The sequence below is a fragment of the Desulfurellaceae bacterium genome, assembly GCA_021296095.1.
Lineage (GTDB): Bacteria > Desulfobacterota > Binatia > Bin18 > Bin18 > JAAXHF01.
On sequence record JAGWBB010000028.1, the window covers coordinates 56789 to 59107 of the forward strand.

The 2319-nt window shown below is 64.9% G+C and carries 2 protein-coding genes and 1 pseudogene; all 3 read right to left on the reverse strand.

All coding sequences use genetic code 11. The annotated features are described in order from the left end of the window. On the reverse strand, positions 1 to 1726 hold a 1726-nt coding region (locus J4F42_08930; GenBank protein ID MCE2485622.1), incomplete at its 3' end, for a TonB-dependent receptor. Between the two features lie 84 nt (positions 1727 to 1810). After that, positions 1811 to 1951 (reverse strand): annotated as a pseudogene (locus J4F42_08935) (TonB-dependent receptor plug domain-containing protein). Next, a partial coding sequence (locus J4F42_08940) for a hypothetical protein (GenBank protein ID MCE2485623.1) occupies positions 1942 to 2319 on the reverse strand: 378 nt, incomplete at its 5' end. The pseudogene J4F42_08935 and the gene J4F42_08940, both read right to left, overlap by 10 nt.

The following is a 2319-nucleotide window of genomic DNA, read 5'->3' on the forward strand; positions in this document are numbered from 1 at the left end:
CGTGGGCTTCGAAAAATTCGTCGTAGAAATGGACCCGGGCCAGCAGCCGCCACGGCCCCCAGACATGATCGGCGGTCAGCGAGAAACGGAATTCCGGTAAGCCGTCCTCCATCTGACGCACCTGCATGGCATTAATGACGTGCGGGTCGAAGCGGTCGAGGTTCAGCCGATTCCAGTTGCCGGCGAAGGTCAGCACGGTGTCGCCGGCCCGCGTTGACAGCGGATAGGTCGCCACCACGTCGAGTCCCTGGGCGGTCGTGTCAAAGGCGTTGGTGAAGTAGCGGACCGAGGTAATAGTACTCGCGTCGGGAGCCAGGCGGTTAAAGGCCGCCCGTTGCGCGGCGGAGACTTTGAAGTCCTGGGTCAGCCCGATGCGGTCCTGAATCTTGATCCGATAATAGTCGACGGTCAGGCTGAAGTCGCCCGCATTGAACACGCTGCCGACGGAATAGTTGACCGATTTTTCCGACTCCAGCGGCCGGCCGCCAAAGAAGGCCGCGACCGGATGATGGGCGGGGAAAATGCCCTGGTCGACCAGGCCGGCGGTGGTGAACTGGGAGTTGATTTTACGGATGTTGGCCTGCCCCGGCGTCGGGGCGCGGAAGCCCGAGCCGACTGAAGCGCGCAGGGCCAGGGCGTCCAGCAGCTGCCAGCGGAGCGCGACCTTGCCGTTGAGCGACTCGCCGATGGCGCCGTCGAAGTTCTCATACCGTCCGGCCAGGCCGAGGCTGAGGGATTCCACCAGTGCGGCTTCCAGGTCCATATACAGCCCATAGTTGTTGCGTTCGGACACACCGGCCGAATCCGGCCGGTAGCCGGCAAACCCGTTGGAGCCGATGCTGAAGCCCTGCCGTCTCAGGTTTTCGTCGATGAACCACGACTGCGCTTCTCCAACCTTCTGTTCGAATTCCTCCATGTGGTACTCAAATCCGAAGGCGGCGTTCAGCGGGGAGTGGAACAGGCCGATATCCAGGCGCCGGGCGATATCGAGGTTGAAGGTCCGCTCAAACTGCACGTTGCCACCGGGTCGGTATTTCGTGGGAATAGCGGTGCGCATGGCGGCCAGCTGGGGGTTGATGGTGTTGTGGATGAAGTAGTCCACGCTGTTGCGACCAAAGCTGGCGCTGGCGTCGTACGACCAGCCGTTGAGCAGCGCCGAGGCGCTCGTCGCCTCCCCACGCAGGCCAAAAGCGACGCTCCAGTCCTGCAGGTGGCCGCCAAAGCGGGGCGTAAAGCCACCCGGAAAACGTTCATTGAACAGGAAGCAGTGCTCGGGCAGATCCACGCCGGTGTAGTCGGCCGCCGGGTTGGCCGGTACCGCCGGACAGCCCAGCCCGCTGCCCGACAGGTCGGCCGCCCGGACCGTGGGCGTGGCGTCTGCCAGCGGGTCGCCCCGGAAGATACCGCCCCGGGTATTGGGATTGCGGAAGAAAAAGCCGCCCTCGACCCGCCGCTCGGCGTAGTTGCCGAAGGCGTACAGCCGGGCGTTCAACTCCTCCAGGTCGAGACCCAGGTTGCCGAAGAACTTGTAGTCGTACTGGATTTCGGGCGCGCCCCAGATCTGGGCTGCGGGTCTCCGCACGTCCCTGTTGCCGGCCTCAATCAAGGCCCGCGCGTCCCGGCGCTGCACGCTGCGGCTGGTTTCGTCGGCGTTCAGGAACTCGAAGCTGAGGTTGGCAAACCCGGTGTCGGTCAGCGGCAGGCCGAGGTTGGCGGCAACCTGCACCTTGTCGCCGTCGCCGTGGTAATGCTGGCCCCAGCTGGTGTGCAGCGACAGGCCCTCGGACGCCTCCTTCAGCTTGAAGTTCAGAATGCCGGCGATGGCGTCCGAGCCGTACTGGGCGGCGGCGCCATCGCGCAGGACTTCGACCTGCTCCAGGGCGATGGCCGGGATGACCGACAGGTCGGCGCCTTGGGTTCCGTGATTGCTGCCGTCTGCGGCTAGGGCAATGACGGCGGAGCGGTGGCGGCGTTTGCCGTTGGGGTGGAGTCGGGCGGCAACCCGCGCAGATTGGCCGGCCGCACAAAGGTGGCGTCCTGGCCGATGGGATGCTGGTTGACATTGTAGGACGGTACGCTGGCGGCCAGCAGGGCGTCCATGTCCCGGATGCCGTAGGTCTGCAAGTCCTCGCCCTGAATGATATCTACCGGCACGGGTGAGTCTTGGGCTGAGCGGTCCGCCACGCGCGAGCCGACCACCTGCAAGGTGTCAAGCCCGACGACCTCCGCTGGCGATTCCGCCTCCTGCGATCTGGCTGTCACTGCTTCCAGCAGAATGAAGAGCGCCACTGCTCCCCAGCAGGGCCACCGTATGGTTTT